The 25685-nt window shown below is 37.6% G+C and carries 21 protein-coding genes; 1 reads left to right on the top strand and 20 read right to left on the bottom strand.

What is annotated here, in order from left to right; all coding sequences use genetic code 11:
• Window positions 1-15: 15 nt before the first annotated feature.
• The 20 genes from B494_RS0113130 to B494_RS0113035 form a co-directional block, all read right to left on the bottom strand.
• On the bottom strand, window positions 16-330 hold the full coding sequence (locus tag B494_RS0113130) for a YdcP family protein (RefSeq protein ID WP_017472852.1): 315 nt from the start codon (window positions 328-330) through the stop codon (window positions 16-18).
• A gap of 102 nt (window positions 331-432) precedes the next feature.
• Window positions 433-636 (bottom strand): hypothetical protein, encoded by a 204-nt coding sequence (locus B494_RS0113125; protein ID WP_026065250.1) that lies wholly within the window; start codon window positions 634-636, stop codon window positions 433-435.
• An 82-nt stretch (window positions 637-718) separates the two neighbouring features.
• The gene (locus tag B494_RS0113120; RefSeq protein ID WP_017472850.1) at window positions 719-1801 is read right to left on the bottom strand and encodes a DNA cytosine methyltransferase; all 1083 of its coding nucleotides are present in this window, start codon (window positions 1799-1801) and stop codon (window positions 719-721) included.
• 123 nt (window positions 1802-1924) lie between these two features.
• Window positions 1925-2650: an MAE_28990/MAE_18760 family HEPN-like nuclease gene (locus tag B494_RS0113115; RefSeq protein ID WP_017472849.1), complete on the bottom strand. Its 726-nt coding sequence runs from the start codon at window positions 2648-2650 to the stop codon at window positions 1925-1927.
• Between the two features lie 4 nt (window positions 2651-2654).
• A complete protein-coding gene (locus B494_RS0113110) occupies window positions 2655-3692 on the bottom strand; it encodes a DUF262 domain-containing protein (protein ID WP_017472848.1) in 1038 nt (345 codons plus the stop codon).
• 167 nt (window positions 3693-3859) lie between these two features.
• Window positions 3860-4903 (bottom strand): DNA cytosine methyltransferase, encoded by a 1044-nt coding sequence (locus B494_RS0113105; RefSeq protein ID WP_017472847.1) that lies wholly within the window; start codon window positions 4901-4903, stop codon window positions 3860-3862.
• Window positions 4904-5566: 663 nt separating this feature from the next.
• Window positions 5567-6949 carry a 23S rRNA (uracil(1939)-C(5))-methyltransferase RlmD gene (rlmD, locus tag B494_RS0113100; RefSeq protein WP_017472846.1) on the bottom strand — a complete coding sequence of 461 codons (1383 nt, stop codon included), beginning with the start codon at window positions 6947-6949 and terminating at the stop codon, window positions 5567-5569.
• Window positions 6950-7300: 351 nt separating this feature from the next.
• Window positions 7301-8599 carry a hypothetical protein gene (locus B494_RS0113095; protein ID WP_017472845.1) on the bottom strand — a complete coding sequence of 433 codons (1299 nt, stop codon included), beginning with the start codon at window positions 8597-8599 and terminating at the stop codon, window positions 7301-7303.
• A 47-nt stretch (window positions 8600-8646) separates the two neighbouring features.
• Window positions 8647-9735 carry a hypothetical protein gene (locus tag B494_RS0113090; protein WP_017472844.1) on the bottom strand — a complete coding sequence of 363 codons (1089 nt, stop codon included), beginning with the start codon at window positions 9733-9735 and terminating at the stop codon, window positions 8647-8649.
• A gap of 394 nt (window positions 9736-10129) precedes the next feature.
• Complete coding sequence (locus B494_RS0113085) at window positions 10130-11065, bottom strand: diacylglycerol kinase (protein WP_017472843.1); 936 nt, start codon at window positions 11063-11065, stop codon at window positions 10130-10132.
• Window positions 11066-11485: 420 nt separating this feature from the next.
• A complete protein-coding gene (gene gatB / locus B494_RS0113080; RefSeq protein ID WP_017472842.1) occupies window positions 11486-12916 on the bottom strand; it encodes an Asp-tRNA(Asn)/Glu-tRNA(Gln) amidotransferase subunit GatB in 1431 nt (476 codons plus the stop codon).
• Complete coding sequence (gene gatA, locus B494_RS0113075) at window positions 12913-14394, bottom strand: Asp-tRNA(Asn)/Glu-tRNA(Gln) amidotransferase subunit GatA (protein WP_017472841.1); 1482 nt, start codon at window positions 14392-14394, stop codon at window positions 12913-12915. Before gatA ends, gatB begins: the two co-directional genes overlap by 4 nt.
• A 13-nt stretch (window positions 14395-14407) precedes the next feature.
• On the bottom strand, window positions 14408-14698 hold the full coding sequence (gatC, locus tag B494_RS0113070) for an Asp-tRNA(Asn)/Glu-tRNA(Gln) amidotransferase subunit GatC (protein WP_017472840.1): 291 nt from the start codon (window positions 14696-14698) through the stop codon (window positions 14408-14410).
• A gap of 231 nt (window positions 14699-14929) precedes the next feature.
• Window positions 14930-16093 (bottom strand): CamS family sex pheromone protein, encoded by a 1164-nt coding sequence (locus B494_RS0113065; protein WP_017472839.1) that lies wholly within the window; start codon window positions 16091-16093, stop codon window positions 14930-14932.
• 17 nt (window positions 16094-16110) lie between these two features.
• A complete protein-coding gene (ligA, locus tag B494_RS0113060) occupies window positions 16111-18111 on the bottom strand; it encodes an NAD-dependent DNA ligase LigA (RefSeq protein ID WP_017472838.1) in 2001 nt (666 codons plus the stop codon).
• A gap of 16 nt (window positions 18112-18127) precedes the next feature.
• Window positions 18128-20380 (bottom strand): DNA helicase PcrA, encoded by a 2253-nt coding sequence (pcrA, locus tag B494_RS0113055; RefSeq protein ID WP_187682941.1) that lies wholly within the window; start codon window positions 20378-20380, stop codon window positions 18128-18130.
• The gene (pcrB, locus tag B494_RS0113050; protein WP_017472836.1) at window positions 20373-21059 is read right to left on the bottom strand and encodes a heptaprenylglyceryl phosphate synthase; all 687 of its coding nucleotides are present in this window, start codon (window positions 21057-21059) and stop codon (window positions 20373-20375) included. The genes pcrA and pcrB overlap by 8 nt, the downstream gene beginning before the upstream one ends.
• Window positions 21060-21379: 320 nt before the next feature.
• Window positions 21380-22366, bottom strand: coding sequence for a Gfo/Idh/MocA family protein (locus B494_RS0113045; RefSeq protein WP_017472835.1), 987 nt, complete (start codon window positions 22364-22366; stop codon window positions 21380-21382).
• Window positions 22367-22381: 15 nt separating this feature from the next.
• Window positions 22382-22684 carry a YerC/YecD family TrpR-related protein gene (locus B494_RS0113040; RefSeq protein WP_017472834.1) on the bottom strand — a complete coding sequence of 101 codons (303 nt, stop codon included), beginning with the start codon at window positions 22682-22684 and terminating at the stop codon, window positions 22382-22384.
• Between the two features lie 13 nt (window positions 22685-22697).
• Complete coding sequence (locus tag B494_RS0113035) at window positions 22698-23738, bottom strand: DUF3048 domain-containing protein (RefSeq protein ID WP_017472833.1); 1041 nt, start codon at window positions 23736-23738, stop codon at window positions 22698-22700.
• 508 nt (window positions 23739-24246) lie between these two features.
• Between B494_RS0113035 and B494_RS0113030 the strand changes: the two genes are divergently transcribed.
• On the top strand, window positions 24247-25560 hold the full coding sequence (locus B494_RS0113030; RefSeq protein ID WP_017472832.1) for a 6-phospho-beta-glucosidase: 1314 nt from the start codon (window positions 24247-24249) through the stop codon (window positions 25558-25560).
• Window positions 25561-25685 lie beyond the last annotated feature (125 nt).

The raw sequence follows: 25685 nt of genomic DNA, 5'->3' as shown, positions 1-25685 counted from the left end.
TATATTTTGCCTATGTTATGCTTTAACGATGTCATCAGCATGTAGTATATAGTTTGTAAACCCACGATCCCCGATTTTATAGCCTTCTGCGGTAATGCGTGCATTAACTAATTTGACTTTATCTTCGTGTTCAAAAAATTTTTCTCCAGCTTCGTTAGGGAGAACAACCTCAATATCATCTGCTCGTTGAACATCTGAATAAAGATTATAACTACGGGATAATGTTGTCATCCGCCCATTAATCCGTCGCTGTTCGACCTTTCCTTCACCTGCATACTCTAAATTACCAAATGTTTTTTCCATATTCGGAATCACATATTTTAATTCCATTCTATATACCTCTTTCCTTATTTTTATTTATAAATGAGATAGAAGAAAACGAGATAGAAGGGAGGGGAACGAGAACAAAACATCTGCATGATTCATCACTCCTTATGCGTCTTGAAAACGATAATCTACACGTCCATAAATGACACACCAAAATACAATCATGGTTTCCTCATTTTTATCACGAATCAGTTTCCCATGAGGAAAAAGAGGATAATCTTCAATTTCAACTTCATTTAGAACAAAGTGATCGTCAATCCATTCCATTACCTTATCTTCGTATATTTCTTGTTCTTCCAAAGACATCATGCCCATTTTCCTTTCCAGTGCTTTTATCCATTCAAAAAGCTTGTCAGAGGAGAGTTATCCAACAAGCTAAGGAATTGATTTTCTATAAACTTTCCGCGATACCAGCCATAATATATTCCGCACATGGTACAGCAATTGAATTTCCCAGTGCTTTATATCTGGCATAATCGCTAATAGTTTTTTCTTGATCTCCAAAAGCTGTCCAACCTTCGGGTAATCCCATTAAACGCTCGCATTCCAATGGAGTAAGCTGTCGAATAAAACCATCTTTTTCTTTCCCTTCATACCAAAAAGAAAAGAAGTTGACTGAACCAGCTAACAAAGTGGGAAAAGGGTCACCTGTTTTTCCGAAACTTCCAATGAATCCTGTTTTGTTTTTATCTTTTGCGGCACTTCGCATACGCCTTTCTTGAAAGGGACGGACGATGGGTACTTCCCACCTTGTTTTTTCAGAAGATATTTGACTGGTGTCGGGGGAGGATAACCTGCCCTCTCCGCTAGTCGAAAGAAACGATTGCAGATTGCGGGCTTTAAATAATATTTCTCGGGCACGGTTTCCTCTAAAATCTGCCACGAGGAAGATACGTCTTCTTCTTTGAGCGAGAGTGGGCTTTCCCCAATATCGGGCGTCCAACAATCTCCAACAGACATCAACGTTGTTCCCTCGAACCATTCCGGCGTTTGCCCATCCTCCAGTAGCAGGCATTGGAATTTCGGTGTTTGTGAAAGATTCCAGCACGGCTTTAAAATCCATCCTGTTATTTGATGAAAAAGCTCCCATGACGTTTTCCCAAACAGCGATAACTGGATATACACCATTCGTTGCACACCTCATTTCTTCAATAATTCGTAATACTTGATAAAATAAGTTGGATTTGCTTCCAGCAAGACCTTCTCGCTTACCGATATTAGATAAATTCTGACAGGGAGAACCAAATGTAATGATATGAACAGGTGGTATTTCTCCACCATCTATTTTGGTAATATCTCCTATATGAAGTATGTTAGGAAAATGGCGTTTCGTAATGGAAATAGGTGCTTTTTCTACTTCACTTGCCCATGTAGGTATAATTCCATAACGAGAAGCAGCGAGAGGAAAAACTCCAATACCATCAAAAAGGCTTCCGATTTTTAGATTTGTATTAAATTTATTTTTATTTTCCATATAATATTTCTCACTCCTAAAAAACGCACTAAAAAACGCCATTTGTCGGTAAAATACCGTTCAAATGACGTTATAGTGAGCAGATAGATATATTTTTTAAATAAAATAGCAAGAATCAAAATATCATGTTGTATAAGTTTTATAATTTTGTGTATCAATAAAATTTGTAACATTTCTGTTTAGCTTACTTAGATAATCAATTATTTCCTCTTTATACACCAACAAATCTGATAATGTGGTATCTCTAGCGCTATCAATAAATGACATATTACCATGAGCTATAGTGTTTCTTTTATCTTTTACTTCTTTTAAACCAGCACCCACTCTTGATCCGTGATTACTTGGCACAGTTAATCCATGATTCTTAAAAATATCCTTTATTGATCTAAAGTCAACATTTCCATTAAAGCTAATATCTTTTTCAGTGAGAACTATCTTCTCTTCATTAATAACAAAACCAATCATTTCTTTCGCTTTATTTTTATGTTGATCAAAATTGGTAGTTGTATGACCTAATGAATCATAAGATACATTAATCCAGATTTTTTGTAATTCTTGCCTTATATCTTTATAGCCTAATCTTTGGATAGTAATTTCGTCATATACTCTTTGTATCAATGATCTAACTGTTGATTCTATCAAGTTATATAACATGAGATAACCATTTGATTTTAATATAATCATAAAATCAGAATGATTTAGTTCACTACCACTTAATTTGTTTTTCAAAACTTTAGATTGTTTCTGATCAAAGAATTCATATAATGTCTCTAGACAAGAAAAAAAATAATTTACTTCATTCACTCTATTTTGAAATTCTATATTTGGAAATTCTGCTGGTGTTGACATATTTTTATTCCTCACCTAATAATTTGTCACGTACAAATTCTATTCTATTAGCCACTCTCGTTTTAGAATTACTTCCATCAGAAGTAGTAAGAATTTTAAATTTTTCACTTTCAAGCCATGTATTAACATCAGTGGGAACTAACTTTTTTTTCTTTCTAAGTGCTAAATTTATCCCCACTGATAAAGCTTCGAATCTTACTCTTGGAGTAGTCTTAGCATTTTTAGTTTTTCGAAAGCCAATCGGGAAATACTCTGTTGCAAACTCTAACATTGAATTAAATTCATCTTCCATAATTTGTTCATCGAATGAGTTTTCTACTTCTTCAATATAATCATCAATAAAACTTTGAACTCCATGTTTGAAATTTTGATAATTATTAGAGTAAGCAAAGAATCTTAAAACGAATTCAATATTTTCCTGTCTTTGTAAGAGTTTTTTAGATATCGGAGCAACTTCAATTAGTTTAGGATTTTCAGATAGACGAATAACAAAATCCATAAACTTGCCTCCATATGAACCCTTTCTTACTTCAGAATCACTAGCTTTTAATGAAGAAGTATTTAATCTGTTAAATAACTCTTTTCTAATATCTTCTTTAGTATTTGATCTTAGAACTATTACCCTTAGTGACTTTGATTTTAATTTCCTTTGTTGTGAAGGAGGTAAATCCTTGAAATAAAAACCATTTATGGAATCTAATTTTTTTAGTTCATTTAATTGTAATTCATTATTTATAAAAGAAGACAATGTACTAATTCTTTGAACACCATCAACAATTTCTAATTCTCCTGTTGCAGTATCTGATAAAAAAATTAGAGGAATTGGCAACCCTAATAATAATGACTCAATAAGACGAACCCTGTACTCCTTTGTCCACACATATTCTCTTTGATATTCAGGGACAAAATACTCGCCCTCATTAAAATTTTCAACTATAAAGGCAATTGGGAAATCTCTTATATCATAGTCAACTCTTGACTGTTGCTCTAGTATTTGCTGCTCGGCTTTTTTAATGTCCTGTGCGCTTATCTCCTGAGTCATAACATTTCCCCTTATCTTAAAATAAATTCAAACATTTATTTTATAGTTTATGGCACATCATCAATTTACGAACTATCGTACATCCACCAATCTGTTATAGTAATTATATCATCACATAAATTTAAGCATTTTGACTTAAACAATGGATTTAAATATACTACTTAATATTATTCATTATTTAAGTGTTGGATTATTGAATTCCCTATAACTTCTCCTAATTTAACTGGAACAGCATTTCCAATTTGTATTCCTAATTTCTTAGTTGTAACAGGTTCCAAAGGATCTAAAAATTTATAATCATTTGGGAACGTTTGAAGAAGCGCCCCTTCTCTATATGAAATTGCCCTATTTTGCTCTGGATGTCCAAAACGTCCATTTCCATAACCATAAAACTTAGTTGTAACTGTTGGAGCGGGCTTATCCCATTCCATACGTCCGTAAACAGATGGATAGGATTTTCCAGAACTTTTTTTATGACAAGAAAGTATCAAATTCTCATCCCAATCTCTCCAAGTTCCCCCCGGAATTGATTGTTCTATACGTTTTAAATTGATATCGCTTAATTTTACACTTTTATGCATAGGATCTTCTTTAGAAGCTTCACCAGCATTTATAGGGGACAGAAAACCTATAGTATCTCGAACTGTTACAAATTCATCTTCATTAAATAATGGATCTATCAGCGTAATAGGACCTATTTTGGAAGCTAGTAGTAAAAGCCTTTTTCTGTTTTGAGGAACACCATATTCAGGAGCAAAAATAACTTTCCATTCAATAAAATATCCATTTTTCTTTAATAACTTTATAAAATCAGAAAAAACATCCTCTTTTTTCAATTGAGGAACATTTTCCATAGATACAATTTCTGGTTGCACACTCTCCACTAGATTACCAAAGTAATCTAATAAATCCATTTTGTTTATTGTATTTTGATTATCTTTATATCGATAACTATAAGAAGAAAAAGGCTGACATGGAGCACATCCCATTAAGATTTTTATATCAGTATCTTTAGAATAAAGCGATTTTATTTCTTCTCCTGTTATTTCTTTTACATCTTTATTGATAAAATTAGAATTATTATTACTTTCATAGGCAAAACGGCAGGAATCATCAATATCGTAGCCCGCAATAACATTAATACCACTTTGTTGCATGCCGTAAGTTAAACCACCTACACCACAGAACAAATCTACAGCTTCAATATTCAATTCATGTCCTCCCTCACTTCAAAATTAACATAGTTTATTCACACCTTAAATTACCACTTAAATCCATTTCTAAATAGTTAAATTACTGCTCAACTTAACATTTAAAACACATATAAATTCATTTTAACAATTTTGTTTTGCTATTACCATAAAAATTAACTATTAACATAAAAACAAGTAATGTGACAAAGCCAAGAAACTAAATACATTTATTATTTTTGATATAAGGACATTTTGTGTTAACTACTGCTTATTTTAAAAGATTTGTTCTTTACGCAAGGTTCACAAAATAGTTTTGTTCTTACTATTTAGAGAAAACATAACTAACAGTACTGAACTCTATAATTTTACGTATTTGACAATAACGATACCAATTGAACGAAAATCAAGACTTTCGCCAGAAAGAATAAATCTTAAGTTTTATTCTAAGAATTATTAAATATTAATTTCCAATTTTTACATAAAAAAATAGACGTTCAGTTTGTTTGAACGTCTAAAATAATGAATCTATTTTAATATAGAATAATTAATCTCACATGTCTCCTCACACTAGGTCAATTCCTACTGAAACATTAATGTGGTTTTTTATCACTTTTTTTCTGCCATTTTCACCTTTTGTCTCAAAGTAAGAATGCTTGTGAAACGCCTTGAAACTAAGGATTTCTACGTAGTTTGGCGACATAGCAACGTTATCGTCTCTACATGACTCGTCTGCGGAAACATATCCACAGGCTGGACTTTCTGTGTTTGATATCCTCCCTCTTCTAAGATGGCTAAATCACGAGCTAGCGTTGAGGGATTACACGAAACATAGACAATCCGATCAGGTTTCATCTCAAGCATCGCATCAAGCAGGGCTTGATCACAGCCTTTTCTTGGCGGATCAACGACAATCACATCTGGTCTTAATCCTTGCGCGGTCCACCATGGCATAACTTTTTCAGCCTGGCCAACAACAAATTCAGTGTTAGTGATGCCATTTAGAATTGCATTTTGTTTGGCGTCTTCAATTGCCTCTGGAACCACTTCGACACCGTAAACTTTCTTAGCTTTCTCTGCTAAAAACAGTGAAATCGTACCAATACCACAATAAGCATCAATAACGGTTTCGCCTCCCGTTAGATTAGCGTATTCAAGTGCTTTTTCATAAAGCACTTTCGTTTGATCTGGGTTGATTTGATAAAAAGATTTGGCTGAGATCGCAAATTTGATCTCACCAATGGTGTCATAAATATATTCGTCACCCCAGAGGCAGAGCGTGCGTTTACCTAAAATGACATTGGTTCGCTCCTGATTAACATTTTGAATAATCGATTTAACGTTAGGATACGTTTCGGTTAATTGCTTGATCAATTGTTTTTTATGTGGCAATTCATTCGTTCGTGTGACAAGTACAATCATGGTTTGGTCGGTTTCTTGACCTGTTCTTGCCATAATATGACGCAAAACGCCACGATGAGATTGTTCATCATAGGCAGGGATGCCAAGTTGATCGGCAATTGAACGGACTGCTTCTACCATACGATCATTAACCTCTGCTGTAATAATGCAGCGATCCATTCCCTCAATAATATCATGACTTTTTTTACGATAAAAACCAGTTATCAATTCACCCTGTTTATTCGCAACAGGGATTTGCACTTTATTGCGATAGCGCCAAGGATCCTCCATTCCCAAGGTCGGTTCCACCGACACACTTTCAATATGAGCTATTTTCTTCAATACCGTTTCAACTTGTTGACGTTTCATATCTAATTGCATCTGATAGCTCATGTGTTGCAGCTGACAACCACCACACTGAAAATACACATTGCACGGCGGGGTAACACGTTCAGCACTTTCTGTTTCAATCTCTAACAACTTACCGATTGCATAGTTCTTCTTCACTTTAATTGCTTTTACTTTTGCTGTTTCACCTGGCAGAACATTCTCAACAAATAGCGGATAACCATCTAGTTTGCCGACTCCACTTCCTTCATGTGTGATGTCTTCAAAATTTAAGGTAACCGTCTGATTCTTTTTAACAGGTGCTTGTGGTTTATTCATTGTATCAACGTCCTTTTCTTAGCACTGTTCATAGTTTATCAAAAAGCCCTTAGGAAAGAAAGCGACGCTCTTTCGACTTTTTATTTCCTAGGAAATAATTAATTTGTCTAAATTCGTCCTTGAGGACTTTATTCTTTAGAAAAGCAGGGATATTAGTGCCCTATCAGATTACTAAAATGAACCTTTAATCAGTGAGGGCCGAGTGAATCAGAACATTAGCGGTTGTTAACGCCCACCTAAATAGATTTGCTCTACGCTCATTTTGTGGCGAGCGTTTTACAGGCGATTACCTGTGATAAATACTAATTTCAAAAAATAAAAAGCCAGCATTTATCGCTGACTTTTTAGCCATTAAACCTTTATATCTAATTTTGCAAACTCAACATCTAGTAAATAATCATTTACCTGATCGTCTGGTATGATCGTCTTAATAAAACGGTTCCAGTCTTGAACATAGTTGTTGATCGTCGATGAATGATTGTTGTTATTGTATCTTGATAGATTTGAATGTTGGTCACGATTGGTTTTGTACATTTCAGTAATGATAAGGATGTCATTTTCAATAGCTTGTTGCACATCATCCGTTTGAAGACTACTTACCATTCGCTCAATAATGTCATAAACCAACTGTTCATTCCAATCCATTTTATAAGCTTGCTTATTTCTCACATAAGGATCTTTTTGTTGCTGAGTAACATAGTCACGTGCCCTTTCGTTCTCTACCTGTAAGTATGTTTTAAAAGCTTGATCAAGCTTTGCTTTAAAAGGATCACTTAGCTGATAGGTGTCACTGATCAACTCATATTTCATCGCCATTAACCCTAAGGAAACACCTAGCTCTTCTTCTGACTTATTTTTATACGAACCGAGGAGTCGAGATTGATATGTCATCTGCCACGTTTCAGAGGCAATGGTTCCAACTGCAACCAATTCCTCAATATGGTAACCATGCTCGCTAGAAATGCTCATTTCTGAATGTTCTTGAGTAAAAGCATAACGCAAATAATCACCCATGTAGATCGCATCATCTAACAACCACTCATCTTCAGTTCCTTTTAAATGAGCATAATCTTGATTTTGTTGATAAAAGTTTTGGTATTGCTCTGTGCGTTGATGAAAATGATCAATTAAACTTGCTTTAATGTCCTCTGCTTGAACAACCACACCATTTTCATTTAAAAAACCACCCGTTATCTCAGCAAATTTCTCGGCATACTTCTCTACTTGTTTGCTCATGAGTTGATCAAGCTTCTGAAGTTGCTCCGCCTGCTCCTCTTCACTGTATAGCCGTTTAATTTGATTTTGATAATTGACGTATTCAGAAGCTAAATAATCAATGTCGTAACCAACGTTATCCGCAGTGCTATGGTTTGGAACAAGTGGAAGTGCTAATAACCCCCAATTAAACCTTCGACTACTATCTGCGGCGGCTACCATATCTGTAACTGTACCTTCGTCATTTCTTACAATGTTAAAGATCTGTTTTCCAATTCGATTAGAGGCTTGTTGTTTATATATATCTTGATTAGCTAGATAATCAGCGCTCGTCAATACTTGATTATTCGTTTGATTAAAAAGAGAAAGATTAGACGTTCTACTCTGATTTATCAATCCTCCATAATACGTTGTGGCAAATCTATTGGTAATCATAATGTTTATCTCCTTTGTTGCTGCAACTGAGTGAATCTTTACTTTTGCTACTGTAAAAAGCTAATCGTTGGCGTCCGTTCTACCCCACTTGCATAGTAATAATTCAAGACACTGAAAAAGTCTATCGCCTCATTATTTTCAATATCATAGACCAAGATATGATCGCCCCAGTAATCAAAGTCGTCTTGATCTAGACGTCTTGGTGTGACCTTTCCAATCGTATCTACAAAAGAACTTTCATACTGTGTTGGTGGTCCTGACCGGAAATAAGATTCATGATGCATAAATAGTGTATCTATATCCAAATAAATGAGTAAAGCATTAGCTGAACTCGCATATTGTGATTGATATCTTACAGGGGCGGAAACATTGCTAACTTTTACACTTGATACGGTGTGTGTCCGTTGATTATAATTACCGTCCCAATTAAATTGATAGCGACGCTCCCAATCTAAATGACTATTATTACCGCTAAGGTTAGCAATATAGTCACCGTTAAGATAAATGTCACCGCTGTCATAGCTTAATGCGACATATAATAATGAAGAAGATCTCGATAAAACACCTACAGCACCTGATGGATTGGTTGCATTCATTTTTATCGTATAATCATTCCCTAATTGATCATTTGAATAGACACGAAGTGCCCAATCCCCTTCTGGGATGTAACCACCAGCATATAGTCTGTTAGGACTTGATCCAATGCTTGTCTCATATGCATTGCCCGTATCCCAGTCTACTAGATAAAGTTGGATATAGTAATCTGTTTGATCACTTTCGAGTTCAAATAAGAAACTTCTTTCTTCCTCAAGCGAAAAAAACCACCAATCATCAGGATCATCATTCGTTAATGTATCAGTAAAATACATACGGTCACCATCAACCGAGTAATAACTTTGTGTCGACATTGTGTTATCTTCTTCAACCTCAATAGCTTTTGATTTATCAATAATGAGCTCTTCTTCACTGATCTCAACATCATCATCTTCATCAATTAAACCTAAATCAAAGGAGGCTAACTTAGTCTCATCCCAGTCAATATCGCTTTGTTCTTCAACTTCAGCCATTAACGATGGAATGCCTAGGATGGTTGTTAGACTGATCACGAGTACGGCTATCCATACCACTTTTTTCATTTTACTTTTCACCTTAATCACCTCTGTTATTTTTTATTGATGTCGAAACAAAGATGTTCATTGATTTAAAGCAAATGATGTTTAAGTAAACACAATGCTCCTTTTCTAAATCGACGAGAAAAATTTGGAGAAGTGGTTTACTTAGCTAAGTTGTCGTTATCCTAGCGGTTCGCTTTCTTCTAGACCCCCTTTCTTGAATCGCTAGAACAAATGAATATCCATAATATAACACAAGGCAGTTGTGGAATTTGTCGAATGCTGTACCTTTTCAGAAAAAGGACTTTATACCTTAACTAACTTCATATCGACAGGACAAAAGTTATGCCGATCTAAAATGAAGGTCGCTCATCCTTAAGCTTAGATAAGTTGAAACCCAAAATAAAAACCCTCGAATTTATTCAAGGGCTTCTTCAATCGGTTCTTCAATTTGTAATGTAGCTTGGTCAGGTGTCGGAACAAAATATTCAATATGTTGCTTAAGATTAGTGAATTTACCCGGTAACAGTCCACCATATTCACCATCGATATTTAATTGCATCTTTTCTTCTGTGTAGACATTAATAGCTTTAGCTCTGGCATGAAATACATTAGCATCATCAAAATGTGCACCTCTCGTAGCGGCTGACAACACACGAACAAGTTCAGCAACATTACTTTTTTTCAAAACGAGCAGATCAAATAGACCATCATCCATTTTTGCTTCTGGAGCTAATTTTTCAAAGCCACCAACAGAATTTGTATTTGCGATTAAAAACATCATGATCTCGTCCTCAAAGACTTTATCGTCAAATTCAATTCGGGTCCGAATCGGTCGTAAACGTGGTGCGAGCTCAACACCCTTCATAAAATAAGCAAGTTGGCCTAACATCGTTTTCAATTTACTTGGTACCTCATAAGATACCTCTGTCAACTTTCCACCACCGGCAATATTAACAAAATAATGTTCATTCACTCGACCGACATCCAGTTTGCAGGTGTGGTTCGCTAATATAATATCAACAGCTTTGTCAATTGCCTTAGGAATATTCAAAGCACGGGCAAAATCATTCGTTGTTCCAGCAGGGATAATACCTAAACGCGGACGCTGATCAGCATCTGATATACCTGTAACAACTTCATTAATCGTGCCATCTCCCCCTACTGCTACAATCACATCAAAATCTCGAGCAACAGCAATTCGAGCCGCTTCAGTTGCATCTCCAACACCTGTTGTTGCATGCGCTGACGTCTCATAACCGGCTTGCTCGAATTTTGCTAATACGTCAGGAAGTTTATTTTTAAAAGCTTCTCGGCCTGACGTTGGATTGTAAATAATTCTTGCGCGTTTCATAAAAAACCCCCTAATGACATACACTATCTGACTTTATCATACCATTTTTGTGTCAGAAAAACTCCAAATTAGCAGTTTTTTTATCACAGATAACCGTCCATAGGTCCTCCTCAAACGAGTGAAGAGAGATTGCCTATTTAGACGGCGTTAACGGACGTTAATCTCCTGATTAACGCTATGACCAATCGATGGGGGAAGAACGCACCCACTGATTGGAGGTTCATTTTATAGTAATGATGAGCAATGTTATCAACACATAGTAAGTATTTAACTTCGTTATTGCCTAGCAACTTCAAAAATATTCATGCCTCTGATTAGCACCTTGAGATCTTGCATTTATCTTTTCCCATTCGTTTATAATAAACAAATGTGTAAAGAAAGACTATCAATAACAACTGTATTGATAGTCCTAAATAAGTGCTAGCGTTTTTTTATTTCTGTTAACAAGATCTTATTCACCATTGGTGGATTAGCTTGTCCTTTTGTTTCTTTCATCACTTGACCGACTAAAAAGCCAATCGCTTTATCCTTACCATTTTTAAAGTCCTCAATGGATTGTTGATTTTTATCAAGGATCGTTGTAATGATTTCAGTTAATTGACCTTCATCTGAAATTTGCACAAGACCTTTTTCCTTAATGATCTGTTCAGGATCTCCACCATTTTCAACAAGTTCAGCAAAGACTTTCTTCGCCATTTTAGATGATAAAGTGCCATCATCAATTAGCGTGATCATTTTTGCCAACGCGGCTGGAGTCAGTGGTAAATCATGAAGTTCTTTCTGATGCTTATTCATATAGGCAGAAACCTCACCCATTAACCAATTGGAAACAAGTTTGACGTCAGCCCCAGCTACTATAGCAGCTTCAAAGAAGTCAGACATTTCTTTCGTACTCGTTAAGACCATCGCATCGTAAGCTGGTAAATTTAATTCTTTAATATAACGTGCTTTTCGAGCATCTGGAAGCTCTGGGATTTCTGCACGAATTCGCGCTTTCCAATCTTCATCGATATAGAGTGGCACAAGATCTGGTTCAGGAAAATAACGATAATCATCTGAACCTTCTTTAACACGCATTAAAATCGTTTCCTTTGTTTGCTCATCATAGCGACGGGTTTCTTGTAAAATAACGCCACCTGTTAATAATTCTTTTTGTTGGCGCTTTTCTTCAAACTCTAAGCCTTTTTGAACAAAAGAAAATGAGTTTAAATTTTTCAATTCTGTCTTAACACCAAATTCCTCTTGACCAATCGGTCGAAGTGAAATATTAGCATCACAACGTAATGAACCTTCTTCCATTTTACAATCAGACACACCTGTGTACTGGATGATGTTTTTTAATTTTTCTAAATACGCATAAGCCTCTGCTGGTGAGCGCAGATCTGGTTCTGATACGATTTCCACAAGTGGTGTTCCTTGACGGTTAAAATCAACGAGTGAGTAACCATCATCACTATGTGTTAGCTTTCCAGCATCTTCCTCTAAGTGAAGGCGAGTAATGCCTATCCGCTTTGTTTTGCCCTCTACTTCAATGTCAATCCAGCCATTTTCACCAATAGGTTGATCAAATTGCGAAATTTGGTAAGCTTTAGGGTTGTCTGGATAAAAATAATTTTTACGGTCAAATTTAGTATCTGTGGCAATTTCACAGTTTAACGCCATGGCAGCTTTCATGGCGAAATTGACGGCCTCTTCATTTAGTACAGGTAAAACACCTGGATAACCTAAATCAATTGGATTGACATTTTCATTTGTCGCTGCACCAAAATGGTTAAAGCTTGGACTAAATATCTTTGAATCTGTTTTAAGTTCAACGTGAACCTCTAAACCGATAATTGTCTCGAAATTCATGACTTCACCCCTCCTAAATGAGGACGTTGTTTATGATAATCTGTTGCCTGTTCAAATGCATATGCTACCCGATAGAGGGTACTTTCATCAAAATGTTTTCCGATAATTTGCAAGCCAATTGGTAAGCCCGCATCTTTTGAGAATCCACATGGTATTGACATGCCTGGTACGCCTGCTAAGTTAACAGGAATCGTTAAAATATCATTGGCATACATGGTCAATGGATCATCAACTTTTTCGCCTACTTTAAAGGCTGGTGTTGGTGTTGTTGGCCCAATAATAACATCATAGTCTTCAAACACTTTATCGAAATCATTTTTAATTAATGTTCTTACTTTTTGCGCTTTTTTATAATAAGCATCATAATAACCTGAGCTAAGTGCAAAGGTTCCTAGCATAATCCGACGTTTAACTTCATCACCGAAACCCTCACTTCTGGATTTCTTAAACATATCAATCATATTGTCGGCATTTTCTGTGCGGACACCGTAACGAACACCATCAAATCGTGCCAAATTAGCTGAAGCTTCTGATGAAGCAAGCAAATAGTAAGCGGCTACCGCATATTTAGAATGTGGTAGTGAAACCTCTTCCCACGTCGCACCTAACGCTTCATATACTTTAAGCGCAGCTAATACAGCTTCACGTACTTCGCTATTTACACCTTCTTGATCTGACAAATATTCTTTTGGCACAGCAATCTTCAACCCTTTAACATCTTGTTTCAAAGCATCACTATAAGTCGGGATTTCGACATTAGCAGATGTTGAGTCCATTGGGTCATGTCCAGCAATTGCTTGTAAGAGATGGGCATTATCTTCTACCGTTCTTGTAATTGGACCAATCTGATCAAGAGAAGAAGCAAAGGCGACCAATCCAAAGCGAGACACTAGACCATACGTCGGCTTTAAACCTACGACGCCACAAAAAGCAGCAGGTTGACGAATTGAGCCACCCGTGTCTGAGCCTAGTGAAAAAAAGACTTCCCGAGCTGCAACTGCTGCCGCAGAACCACCGCTTGAACCCCCTGGCACATAATCAGTATGCCAAGGATTACGGGTTGTATAGTAGCCTGAATTCTCATTAGATGACCCCATCGCAAATTCATCCATGTTTAATTTCCCAATCATAACGGTATTTTCCTTGTTTAACTTATCAACGACGGTTGCATCATATAAGGGATCATTAAAATTAGATAAAAATTGACTCGCACACGTTGTTCGTACCCCTTTTGTTACCATATTATCCTTTATACCAATTGGTATACCGAATAATGGATGATTGGCTTGATCAACTTGCTCATCTAATTGTTGTGCTTGTTTAAGGGCTGCTTCTTTATTTAAAGTTAAAAAGGCTTTAATTTGATCATCAACTGCTTCAATTTGATCAAAGGAAGCTTGCACAAGTTCTGACACGGTAAGTTCTTTATTATGTAGCTTAGCTTGTAATTCTTTTAACGTATACTCAAAAACTGACATTTCAGCTCGCCTCCTATTCTAAAATTGATGGCACTCGGAATTGACCATCCTGTTGATCTGGTGCGTTCTTTAAAGCATCCTCGCGATCAATCCATTTACGTGGGACATCTTTACGCATTACATTTTTAAGATCCAGTACATGTGTCGTTGGTTCAACTTGACTAGTATCTAAATCATTTAATAGTTCAGCATAGTGAATAATATCTCCTAGTTGCTTTGTCATCACTTCTACCTCTTGATCAGTTATTGCTAATCGAGCGAGATGAGCGACATGTTTAACTTGTTGTTTTGAAATTTCAGCCATTTCTGTCACCTCCATGAGATTTTTACTTCATCTGATTAAACATACTTATGATAATAGCAAACAATAGCGCGCTTTAGCAACTTTAGCCTTAAAATTGGCGTTGATGTAATATTACCTCAAAAAACAGGGAAAGAAAAAGGGGACATAAACCTTCTTTTTCTTTCTCACTTATCGCAACTTACAATGACAACGTTGATACTTCAATAAAGCTTGGTTACCACAATAATCAATTTACCTTTCATATATATGGACAATTGGTTCTTCTTCACCTGCTTCACGAACAATCAAGCTTTGTTGTTGATCGCTTGACTTAATGTTGACCTCAATCGCAAAGTGAGGTTGAAAGCTATCCATAATTAAACCATATACATATTGAGTAAAGCCAACAACTTCAGCCTGCCCATTAAATTCAATCGGGATTTCTAATGTGAGCTTGCGAATTTGGTCACCTTCATAAAACCCTTCGCCGATGATGCCGACATAGTTTGGAAAATAGTCTGCAATTTCTGATTTAAACCCTTCAATCGTAGCCGATAGATCTGGATCTAAATCACGCGCATCACTAGAAGGAAAGAGTACATATTGCTCATCAACAGAATCCCAGTTACCGATCGATTGACTCCCTCCTTGCACAGTTGTTGTTGCAACAAAGTGACCTGGAACAAGAGCATCTCTTGCGGCCTCTCGATAAATACCAATCATGATTGGAACTTCCTGTAATCCTTCTTTTTGACGCATCCGGCTAACCACTTCCTCTGCAATAACAGAAGCTTCTTGAAGCATCGCTTGTTCTGAAATATCTTCATAGTAAAAAGGACCACCGATTTCAGTCTGAAAACGATAATTGGATTTCATCGCAATCCCCAAGGAAATACCGGCTAGCTGAACCGTATTATCATCAGTTCGAACAAGGTAATTTTGTTCAAGGATATGTGATAAATATCTTGGATTATCTCGTTCTTCCTCAATAATTTCTTCTTCATCGTCTTCTTCATCATAGTCAACGGATGGATTTAAACCGAGTTCATCTGAGTCAGACTCGCGTGCTAACCAACTATACAATTCACTTGTCCCCAACTGTTGACCTTCCTGAAAATAATGGTTACCTGGATCAAACACATCCGTTGAATGTCGACGCAACCCATTTTCCAATGCAGGGATGTCTAAACGGTTCGCGACTTGGTTCGTTGTCACACCACGTGATTGACTCAAACGATAAGGTAATAGAATTTGATACTCCTGATCAGACACACTATAGTTCGGAATGATCGCAGATTCTTGTGCAACATCATCAGGCATGTTTTCATCTACGACTTCTTCTTGATTAGAAAAATCAGGTGCACAGCCGGCTAATACGATGAAAATAACACTTAATAAAATTAGTAAACGTTTCATTCCAGTCCTCCTCCCGTTTATTTATCTATTTGATCAATAAACTGTTGTTCAGTCCATATTTCAATTCCTAACTGCTCTGCTTTCGTTAGCTTTGAACCTGCATCTTCACCAGCAATGAGTAAGTCTGTCTTTGCACTTACACTTCCTGTCACTTTTCCACCGTACATCTCAATTTTTTCTTTTGCTTCATTTCTGGTTAATTGCTCAAGTTTCCCCGTTAAAACAATTGTTTTATTGTGAAAAATCGATTGTTCTTGATTCACAGTTGGCTTTGGTCCTCGATAATGCATGTTCACACCAACTTGTCTCAGACGATCAATTAGTTGCCCAACTTTTTCTTCCGCAAAAAAACGGACAATTGAATCAGCCATTTTTTTCCCAATTTCATCAACAGCTTCTAATGATTCACGTGAGGCGGCTCGGAGTTGATCGATATCATCAAATGCGCGAGCCAATGTCTTAGCTGCTTTTGAACCGACAAAGCGAATACCTAAACCAAATAGTAGCCGTTCAAGTGAATTTGCTTTTGAAGCCTCAATTGCTGATAACAAATTGCTAACAGATTTTTCACCCATTCGCTCAAGCCCTAATAATTCATCACGTTTAAGCTGATAAAGGTCAGCAACATTGGCAACCAATTGATTATCATAAAGTTGTTCAATCACTTTTTCCCCAAGCCCATCAATATTCATAGCATTTCTTGACACAAAATGGGTCAAACCTTCTTTTAATTGGGCTGGGCAGTTTGGATTAATACAACGTAACGCCACCTCTTGATCGAGGCGAACCAGTTCCGCGCCACATGATGGACATTCAGCTGGCATTGAAAAAGGTTCGGCATCTTTTGGTCGTTGTTCTGGTATAACCCGCACCACTTCAGGAATAATATCTCCTGCCTTTTTAATGACAACCGTATCGTTAATACGAATATCTTTTTCTTTAATATAATCCTCATTATGCAAAGAAGCGCGTTGCACGGTTGTGCCAGCAACTTTTACGGGTTCAAGTAACGCAGTCGGTGTGACAGCACCTGTTCGTCCCACACTTAGAATGACATCATTCAACGTCGTGACAGCTTCTTCTGCTGGAAACTTGTAAGCCATCGCCCAACGTGGACTCTTTGCTGTTGTCTTTAATACGTCGTGATAATCCAGACGATCAACTTTAATGACAATACCATCTATTTCATAAGGTAATTCATCACGTTTAGTTACCCAACTCTCCACATAATCAATCACTTGGTCAATGCCTTGACACTTCTTCCACTCCGGATTGATCTTAAAGCCTAACGAGGTCAGGTAAGTTAATCGATCACTATGTCTATCTAAATCGCCCGCTTCCCATTTCCCAACGGCATAGATAAAAATGTCAAGATTACGACGTGCAGCAATCTTTGGATCAAGTTGCCTTAATGAACCGGCCGCTGCATTTCTCGGGTTGGCAAATGGCTCTTCCTCACGCATCTCTTTATCTTTATTTAAAGAAAGAAAAGATTGTTTTGGCATGAAGGCTTCGCCGCGGACTTCAATCGTACTGGTTTCATTTATTTTCAATGGAATACTGCGTATCGTTTTCAAATTGTGCGTAATATCTTCGCCAATATTCCCATCGCCACGTGTTGCCCCTTGTTGGAATATACCTTGGTCATAACGTAATGATACAGCTAAACCATCAATTTTCAATTCACAAACATAATCAACCTGTTCAATCCCCAATCCTTCGCGAACTCGGCGATCAAAATCACGTAAATCTTGATCATTAAAAGCATTTGCCAAGCTGAGCATGGGAACCTGATGCTCAACTTTATTAAACCCTTCAAGTGGTTGACCGCCAATACGTTGTGTCGGTGAGTCAGCTGCAGTGAGCTCAGGATTGGCTGATTCTAACGTTCGCAATTCCTGCATTAATCGATCATATTCGGCATCAGGTACTGTTGGTTGATCAAGGACGTGATATTGGTAATTATAGGTGTGTAAAGTCTCGCGTAAATCAGCAACTTTTTTCTCTAGTGATGTCAATCCTGTCACCTCTTCATCATGGTTTCGTAATAGGGGCAAATTTAGCGAGCAATCGTTTAACCCCAGTTGGTGCCGGAAAGGCAATATCTAATTCAAGCGATTCACCCGCACCCGATACTTTGACAACCGTACCCGTACCCCATTTCTTATGATCCGCTTTGTCACCTACTTGCCAATCCTGTGTCTCTCCACCAGTTGATCGTTTCTGAGCCTGACGCTTAATCGTTTGCTTTGGCGTAGGTTTTTCCGCTGGTGTCGATTGCTGTTTATGTGACAAAGAAAAAATAGGTTGACCTTTTTGTTCCGTTAATCCCTCGACCAGATCAGTTGGTATCTCATGGATAAAGCGACTGATTGGATTCATATTGGTACGCCCATATAGGGATCGCATCTGTGCATGGGTTAAATGCAACACCATTTCCGCACGGGTAATCCCAACATAAGCAAGGCGACGTTCTTCTTCCATTTCCTCATCATCCATTAACGAGCGGCTATGCGGAAAAACATTTTCTTCCATACCGATTAAAAACACAACAGGGAACTCTAAACCTTTGGCCGCGTGTAAAGTCATCATTGTTACCTTATTATCAGCATCTGGATCATCATCGATACGATCAATATCAGCTACAAGTGCTAAATCTGTGAGAAAAGCAACTAATGTTTTGTCTTCACTTTCCTTTTCAAAGTGTTGGGTGACCGTTTTAAATTCATTTAAGTTCTCCAAACGACTTTGCGATTCGATCGTACGTTCATTAACAAGCATCTCTTCATAGCCTGTCCGCTTTAACACTTCTTCAACCATATCGGTTGCTGCTAAGAATTCTTGCTGTTGGGTCCATTCTGCAATCATTTGTCCGAATGCCGCAAGTGACTTGGTTGCACGTGTACTAAGTCCAACAAAATCAATTTCTTTTGTTGCTGTATACAATGATATATCATGACTAGCTGCATAGTTTTGGAGCTTTTCAAGTGAGGTCTTGCCTACTCCACGCTTTGGTTCATTCACGACACGGGCAAAACTCAAATCATCATTTGGGTTAGAGATCAGACGTAAATATGCCAACATATCTTTGATTTCCTTACGATCGTAGAATTTCGTTCCACCGACCATTTGATAGGGGATATTCGCCTTCACAAATGTTTCTTCAATTGCACGAGACTGCGCATTGGTTCGATAAAGAATGGCAATGTCTCGATAATTAAATGTCTGCTCTTGAACATAGGTTTCAATTTTATCAGCAACATAGAGACCTTCATATTGTTCGGTCGCTGCTTGGTAATAATACAATTTAGAGCCATGATCATTATCGGTCCACAGTTTTTTCGGTTTGCGACCTGGGTTACGGCTAATCACTGCGTTTGCCGCATCTAAAATTGACTTTGTTGAGCGATAGTTTTGTTCGAGCATGACAACCTGTGCATTGGGGTAGTCTTTTTCAAATGATAGAATATTTTTAATATCTGCTCCCCGCCAGCGGTAGATCGATTGATCCGAATCACCAACGACGCAAAGATTTTGGAATTTAGCTGCCAATTGTTTGACAAGCTGATATTGTGCGTGGTTCGTATCTTGGTACTCATCTACATGAATATATTGAAAGCGTCTTTGATAGTATTCTAAGACTTCTGGAACGCGATCAAACAATTTAATGGTTTGCATAATTAAGTCATCAAAATCTAATGATTGATTTTGTTGCAACACTTTCTGATACCCGTTATACACATCTGCAACTGTTTTATCATAGAAATTGCCAACTTCTGCTTCAAGTTGTTTAGGTGTTAGCAAGCGGTTCTTAGCTGCACTAATTCCAGCTAACATTGCTCGTGGCTCGAACTTTTTTGCATCAATATTTTTTGCCTTTAACACGTTTTTTATCACAGTTAGCTGATCACCACTATCTAAAATAGTGAAATTGCGATTATAACCAATCCGATCAATATCTCTTCTTAACATACGTACACACATTGAGTGGAAGGTAGATACCCACATGTATTCACCCTCTGGACCTACCAATTGACGGACACGCGCTTTCATTTCTCTTGCCGCCTTATTGGTAAACGTTATCGCCAGTACATTGCGAGGGGCAATTTGTTTTTCATCAAGTAAATAAGCAATCCGATGGGTCAACACACGTGTCTTACCACTACCGGCACCTGCCATGATTAACAGTGGTCCTTCAGTATGTTTAACCGCTTCTTGTTGTTTTTTATTTAATCCATTAAGGAAATCTTGCGTCTGTTGATTCACACTATCACCGTCCTTATCCATGTTTGACTGCAGTTACTGTTTCGATCGCTTCATCAAACTGTTCATACAAGCCATTCCCTACAACAATTACATCTGCATACTGCGCCATTTCTACTGCCTGTGAGCGATGCTTAATGCCACCACCATATACAAGTTGGGTGTGTTGCAGTTCTTGTTTAACTTTTTTGACAAGCTCCGGATCACCATATGTACCACTGTATTCAATATAGAAAATCGGTAATTTAAAAATATGCTCAGCCATTTGGGCATAAGCAATGACGTCATCGCTATCCGGTAAGCGACAATTGGTTAATTGATAAGCTTTGGCTTCAGGATTTAAGATCACATAGCCTTCCGTCACTAGTTCATCCCAATTTAAGAAGTGTCCATATTCTTTCACTGCTTGATGTTGAATATCCATCATCCACTTCTTCTCACGACTGTTTAGAACCATTGGGATATTATAAAAATCAAAACCAGGTGTAATCGCATCAAGCGTTGATACTTCAAGTACACAAGGGACAGTATAACGACGAATTTGACTCATTAAATCAAGTACACCATCAAGCGTAACATGATCTGTGCCACCAACGATAATAGCATCCGTTCCAGATTGACATATTTGATCTAACTGTTGATCAGTTAGCGATTTATTCGGGTCTAGTTTAAATACATGCTTCCATGCCTTACGATTATACAACATGAAGCCTCCAATCTCTTTATTTTCATCTCTTCATTATAACAAAAACATCATCAAAACGGGGAGATTTTATCAAGGAATCATCAATTAATCGATTCAATTATACTTCTTAGCATAAAATGAATCTTCAATCAGTGGGCATTCTTCGCTCGTTGATTGTTAGTTGAGTGAATCAGGATATAAGCGTTCGCTATCACCTACCTATATTCTCCATTTTGAGAGAGGTATCCTACGGACGGTTAGCTGTGCTAACTAAAAAAACGCACTACCAAGAGTAGTACGTTTCTAATTGAGACTATTCAATATATATTTGTGTTGCGTTAAATCTCATCAGCAGGAAAGCGCAAGCCAATAGAGGCTCTCGCTTGATCAAGCAGTTTCATTGTATTCAACGACACCAGATGACTATTCACATCACTTTCACGCAAACCGTCCTGTAATAAGCCAACAAAATGGTTAATTTCGTAATACATTGTATTTTGCTTTTGCTCAACAGAAATATCGGTGACGGTCCCTTCATTATCGATTAAAGTCAGTTTACGCATATCACTCCATTTATCAACGACAATCGTTCCCTTTTCACCTTGGATTTCTGACGGGATACTAGAGTTTGTAATTTTTGAAAACATTAAATCTGCAGTTAGTTCCGGGTACTTAACAGCGATAGTTCCTTGACCATCAACACCAGAATCAAGCATATAGGCATTGGCATTGACATGTTCAGGGAACCCGAACAATGCCACGATCGGATAGGCCGTATAAATACCGATATCCATCAATGAGCCATTAGAGAATTCAGGCTTAAAGGCATTTAGCACAACACCTTCCTTATACTGATCATACCGCGATGAATATTGGCAGAAATTAGCTACCAAATGGCGAACAGGTCCAATCGTTGTCAGTTGATCTTTAAGCACCTTAAAGTTAGGTAAATGGGTAGTCTTCATCCCTTCCATTAGCAAAACGTTATGCTTTTTCGCTGCGGCAATCATTTGTTCAACCTCTCGCTGATTAGAGGCAATTGGTTTTTCAACAAAGACATGTTTACCTTGCTCCATACAACGGATAGCTTGCTCAGCATGAAGTGACGTCGGGCTAGCAATGTAAACCGCATCAATCTGATCACTTTGTGCAAAGCGATCAATATCCGTATAGGTCGTATCAACTTGATACTTGTCAGCAAAAGCTACTGCCTTGTCTTTAGTCCTTGAGTAAACAGCAGTTAAACGAAAATCCTCTACCATAAAAGCTGCATCTAGAAAACGATCCGTAATCCAATTTGTTCCGATTACACCAAAACGAACCATCTTTACCATCCTCTCTTATTCTCCAGTCTTTTTAGTGATTCGATCTAATACTGTTGTATAACCTTCACTTCCATAAGTCAAACACCGTTTAACGCGCGATATCGTTGTTGTTGACGCATGAGATTCTTCGACAATCGCATGGTAAGTTTGGCCTTCATAAAGCATCTTGGCTACCATTAACCGTTGTGCAAGTGCTTGAATTTCATTCATTGTAGCAAGATCATCAAAAAAACGATAACACTCTTCACGATCCTTTAATGTTAAAATCGCATCAAATAATTGATCGAGCTGTTCCCCTCTCAATTTATCGATTTGCATTGACGCTAACCTCCTATTCCATTTCCGTTATCCCATTCAAGCCTGGATCTGTTGGAATCACATTAACCCATGTTTTCCCCGGAACAAATCCAACAGGCTCATCGTTGCGTACCGGAATGAGTCTACCTTCACTATTTTTCCATTGAATCTTTTGCAACTTACCCTTTTGCAATAAATAAGCATTGCCCCCTGATGTTAAATCAATATCTCGTCGTCCTTGATCATCAATCACTTGGTGTGGGGTTTCTATGATGAAAACATTATCCAATTCAATCGGTGTTTCATTTTCTAATTCAACGGTTTGTTGTTGATTATTATAACGCAAGTACTTATCGATTGTCTCATCATACACGTAACGAACGGACTCTTGTCCATAATAGAGGGTAACCTCAGACCGCTGTTCTCCGGCAATATCACCTAAAGTTTCCTCATCTAAAAATGGTAAAGTCTCATATGTAGCTTCCATATCATAGCCTTGAGTAGTCGCAACATCTTCTACAGCTTGATACTGCAAATAAGAATTATGTGGGGCGACACGAAAAGTTTCTCTGACAAACAAGTGACCATCATTGTCAAAATAGGATCCATTCAAATGGTCAGCTGCACCGCCTTTAAGCATATTTTCAATAAAATCTGCCGCACCATGGTAAACATAAAGCGCATTGTAATCATCAGCTAAATTAAAATAATATGGGCGTGCACTCCGAACAGGCCCTACAACCTCTGGTGCTTCACTTTGAAACATTGCTAAAAAGCGTGTTGTTTGTCCTTCAGCGAGCATTTCAAATACGATATCGGCTTGAGATAGACCCGTTTGGGGGCGCGCAGACGGATGATTATTAATCATCACACTAACAATTCGGTTCGTAACAGGCTGAGAAGACGGCAAACCTGTTAGCGGATAATAAAATTCAGGTTCAGATGTTTCAATCGGCTCCTGATCGATTTCTTTTGAAGCCACATTTTGACCTGTCTGATCCGCATCATCATTAGAACAAGCGATTAAAATAATTAAACACAACATAATAAGACTTAATAATTTCTTTGTTATCATGACATCCATCCTTTACTGACATAGAAGTTAACGAGCTTTATTTTTACGTTAAGAAAGCTTGAAAAATTTCAAAATCCAAGCCTAAAAAAAATCAAAACATTTGCTAAGGGGAAGTGAATGCAACTTTTTATAATCTATATTATACCAAAGATCTCCACGAAGCGCTTGGCTTTTTCAGTGACCCACGCACAGTATAAAACGAACCTTCAATCAGTGGGCATGTTCGTTCTTTGTCCACTGATTGGTAGCTGAGTAGATCAGGACATTTGTGTCCTTTAGCCCCCGCCTAAATAGATTGGCTCTCGCGATTTTTGGGGGCCTTTTACGGACGGCTACCTGTGATAAAACACACTGTTACGCAAATAAAACAAGTTCCTTTTCATGTTAAAATAAACCGTTTTCGCAAACGACCTAGCCAACACATGTTTTCCAAGGTACAATGATAAATGATAACGCTTTTAAGAGTGACTAACTAGGATAACCGAGAAGAAATGGAGGCAAATAGCTTATGACAAAGAAGTTAAAAGTTGCAACGATTGGTGGAGGTTCAAGTTATACACCAGAATTAATTGAAGGATTTATTAAACGTTATGATGAGTTTCCATTAACAGAGCTTTGGCTCGTTGATATTGAAGCAGGAAAAGAAAAGCTTGAAATCGTAGGAGAGCTTGCCAAACGCATGGTGAAAAAAGCAGGCTTACCGATTGATGTTCATTTAACATTAGATCGTGAAGCGGCATTAAAAGACGCAGACTTTGTCACAACACAATTCCGTGTTGGCTTATTGGAAGCACGTGCTAAGGATGAACGGATACCATTGAAATATGGTGTTTTAGGTCAAGAAACCAACGGTCCTGGCGGATTATTCAAAGGGCTACGTACGATTCCAGTTATTGTAGATATATGTCGTGATATCGAACGTCTCTGTCCTGATGCTTGGTTGATTAACTTTACTAACCCAGCAGGAATGGTTACAGAAGCTGTGCTGCGTTATACGAATATTAAGAAAGTGGTGGGCTTATGTAATGTGCCAATCGGCATTGAAATGGGTATTGCCAAGTTACTCGACGTTGATCACTCAAGAATCCGCATCGACTTTGCCGGTTTAAATCACATGGTATATGGCTTGGATGTCTATTTAGATGGTGTTAGTGTCAAAGAAAAAGTGATAGAAATGCTAACAGATCCTAAAAACACAAGCTTTGTCAAAAACATTGAAGGTATTGGTTGGGAGCCAAGCTTTATCCGTGCTTTAAATGCCCTGACTTGTCCCTATCATAATTACTACTATAAATCTCAGGACATGCTTGAAAAAACAAAGAAAGATGCAGCAGAAAAAGGGACGCGTGCAGAAGTTGTGCTTAAATTAGAAAAAGAGCTATTCGAACTCTATAAAGATCCTGAGCTAGCAATTAAACCGCCTCAACTTGAAGAACGTGGAGGTGCTTACTATTCGGATGCAGCAGTTCGGCTAATTACGTCTATTTATAATGACAAACGTGATATTCAACCTGTAAATACGAGAAACAATGGCGCAATCGCAAGTATTCCGGACGATTCAGCAGTAGAAGTTAGTAGTATCATTACAAAAGATGGACCTAAACCAATCGCAGTCGGGGACTTACCTGTTGCTGTTCGTGGATTAGTCCAACAAATTAAATCATTTGAACGAATTGGTGCAGAAGCAGCGGTAACTGGTGATTATGATAAAGCTGTCTTGGCTTTAACCATTAACCCACTTACGCCATCTGATACCGTAGCTAAACAAATTGTAGACGAAATGATGGAAGCGCACAAAGAACACTTGCCACAATTCTCTTAACGAAACGATATTTCTTTTAACCGTAAATACTGAAGGTATCGTGCTTGGGACAAACCCCAGATAAAATGTAAAAAGGAATTCAGTCGATACTGGATTCCTTTTTTCTTATACTAAATAAATCTATT

Origin of the sequence: Amphibacillus jilinensis Y1, from assembly GCF_000306965.1 — a bacterium.
GTDB lineage: Bacteria > Bacillota > Bacilli > Bacillales > Amphibacillaceae > Amphibacillus_C > Amphibacillus_C jilinensis.
The sequence above is the reverse complement of the archived record's forward strand: the minus strand, read 5'-3'. Positions and strand labels throughout refer to the sequence as shown.

Excerpts from the sequence above, each read along its gene's own strand:
- B494_RS0113040 (WP_017472834.1), bottom strand. The coding sequence starts at position 22,684 with ATGCAAATCGATAAATTGAGAGGGGAACAGCTCGATCAATTATTTGAT.
- B494_RS0113045 (WP_017472835.1), bottom strand. The coding sequence starts at position 22,366 with ATGGTTCGTTTTGGTGTAATCGGAACAAATTGGATTACGGATCGTTTT.
- gatA (WP_017472841.1), bottom strand. The coding sequence starts at position 14,394 with ATGTCAGTTTTTGAGTATACGTTAAAAGAATTACAAGCTAAGCTACAT.
- B494_RS0113130 (WP_017472852.1), bottom strand. The coding sequence starts at position 330 with ATGGAATTAAAATATGTGATTCCGAATATGGAAAAAACATTTGGTAAT.
- gatC (WP_017472840.1), bottom strand. The coding sequence starts at position 14,698 with ATGGCTGAAATTTCAAAACAACAAGTTAAACATGTCGCTCATCTCGCT.
- B494_RS0113115 (WP_017472849.1), bottom strand. The coding sequence starts at position 2,650 with ATGTCAACACCAGCAGAATTTCCAAATATAGAATTTCAAAATAGAGTG.
- rlmD (WP_017472846.1), bottom strand. The coding sequence starts at position 6,949 with ATGAATAAACCACAAGCACCTGTTAAAAAGAATCAGACGGTTACCTTA.
- B494_RS0113125 (WP_026065250.1), bottom strand. The coding sequence starts at position 636 with ATGATGTCTTTGGAAGAACAAGAAATATACGAAGATAAGGTAATGGAA.
- B494_RS0113110 (WP_017472848.1), bottom strand. The coding sequence starts at position 3,692 with ATGACTCAGGAGATAAGCGCACAGGACATTAAAAAAGCCGAGCAGCAA.
- pcrA (WP_187682941.1), bottom strand. The coding sequence starts at position 20,380 with ATGGATAAGGACGGTGATAGTGTGAATCAACAGACGCAAGATTTCCTT.
- B494_RS0113065 (WP_017472839.1), bottom strand. The coding sequence starts at position 16,093 with ATGAAACGTTTACTAATTTTATTAAGTGTTATTTTCATCGTATTAGCC.
- B494_RS0113095 (WP_017472845.1), bottom strand. The coding sequence starts at position 8,599 with ATGATTACCAATAGATTTGCCACAACGTATTATGGAGGATTGATAAAT.
- B494_RS0113035 (WP_017472833.1), bottom strand. The coding sequence starts at position 23,738 with ATGATAACAAAGAAATTATTAAGTCTTATTATGTTGTGTTTAATTATT.
- gatB (WP_017472842.1), bottom strand. The coding sequence starts at position 12,916 with ATGAATTTCGAGACAATTATCGGTTTAGAGGTTCACGTTGAACTTAAA.
- B494_RS0113030 (WP_017472832.1), top strand. The coding sequence starts at position 24,247 with ATGACAAAGAAGTTAAAAGTTGCAACGATTGGTGGAGGTTCAAGTTAT.
- B494_RS0113090 (WP_017472844.1), bottom strand. The coding sequence starts at position 9,735 with ATGAAAAAAGTGGTATGGATAGCCGTACTCGTGATCAGTCTAACAACC.
- B494_RS0113085 (WP_017472843.1), bottom strand. The coding sequence starts at position 11,065 with ATGAAACGCGCAAGAATTATTTACAATCCAACGTCAGGCCGAGAAGCT.
- B494_RS0113120 (WP_017472850.1), bottom strand. The coding sequence starts at position 1,801 with ATGGAAAATAAAAATAAATTTAATACAAATCTAAAAATCGGAAGCCTT.